Source organism: Chloroflexaceae bacterium (assembly GCA_025057155.1).
In the GTDB taxonomy this organism is placed as follows: Bacteria; Chloroflexota; Chloroflexia; order Chloroflexales; family Chloroflexaceae; genus JACAEO01.
The window spans coordinates 1-968 of the sequence record JANWYD010000052.1 but is presented as its reverse complement, the minus strand read 5'-3'; the positions used below and the strand labels follow the sequence as shown (position 1 = coordinate 968).

2 protein-coding genes are annotated in these 968 nt (G+C 65.2%); both read right to left on the bottom strand.

Annotated features, from left to right (window positions below; genetic code table 11):
* Positions 1–238, bottom strand: a 238-nt coding sequence (locus NZU74_20180; protein MCS6883648.1) for a hypothetical protein, incomplete at its 3' end; no start/stop codon positions are given.
* Between the two features lie 50 nt (positions 239–288).
* A partial coding sequence (locus tag NZU74_20175; protein MCS6883647.1) for a zinc-binding dehydrogenase occupies positions 289–968 on the bottom strand: 680 nt, incomplete at its 5' end.

Sequence of the window (968 nt, the reverse complement as noted above, 5' to 3'; positions counted from 1 at the left end):
AACCCAGTCCACCGAAGACGTGCCCCAGCAGCGCGCCCACGCCCGCAATCGCACCGGCGCCCGCGCCGCGCTGTATGGACAGGCTGTTGTTGAGCGGCTTGTCCCACATCCCGGCCAGGTATCCCGCGCCTGCACCTACGACCAGCGCTATACAGGGCACACACAATGGGAACAAGAAGGCCAGGATGCCGCCGATGAACAGCATCACTACTGCAAAGATCAGACCGGAACGAACCATGATGTTTTACTCCTTTCTGAGTGGAAACACGAAATAGGGTTGAGCCGACCTCAACTCCCGACTTCCAACAACACCTTGAGCACGCCGGGATGCCGGGCATGCGCCAGCGCCTCCACCGCCTCGCGCAACGGGTAACGCGCGTGAATCAGACCGGTCACCTCCACCTCGCCGCTCGCCAGCGCGCGCAGCGCCCGGTCGAACGGCCCGCAGCGCGAACCGATCACGGTGATCTCGTCCACCACGAGGCGGCTCATGTCTACGGTCAGGCTGCCGGCATAGGTGCTCTTCAACACCAGCGTGCCGCGCGGGCGCGTCAGGCGGCGCGCCAGCTCAAAGCCTGCCGGACTGCCGGTGCACTCCACCACCACATCGGCACGCTGCGCGGGCAGGGCGTTCAGCGTCGCCGTGCGTAGGCCGCGCCGCTCCAATAGCGCAAGCTTCTCTGCATGCTTGCCGATGGCCGTCAGCGCGCAACCGGTGAGCGCCAGCGCCTGCGCGCACAACAGACCAAGCTTGCCATCGCCGACTACATAGACGGTATCGCCCGGGCCGATGTGCACTTGCTCCAGAATTTCGAAGGCAGCGGCCAACGGCTCGGTGAAAACGGCCTGTTCATCGGAGACCGCATCCGGGACGGCGTGCAAGTTCTCGACGGGCAAGGTGAGGTACTCGGCAAAAGCGCCGGGGCGATTGACGATGCCGAGCACAGTGCGCCGGTCACAGTGGGTGC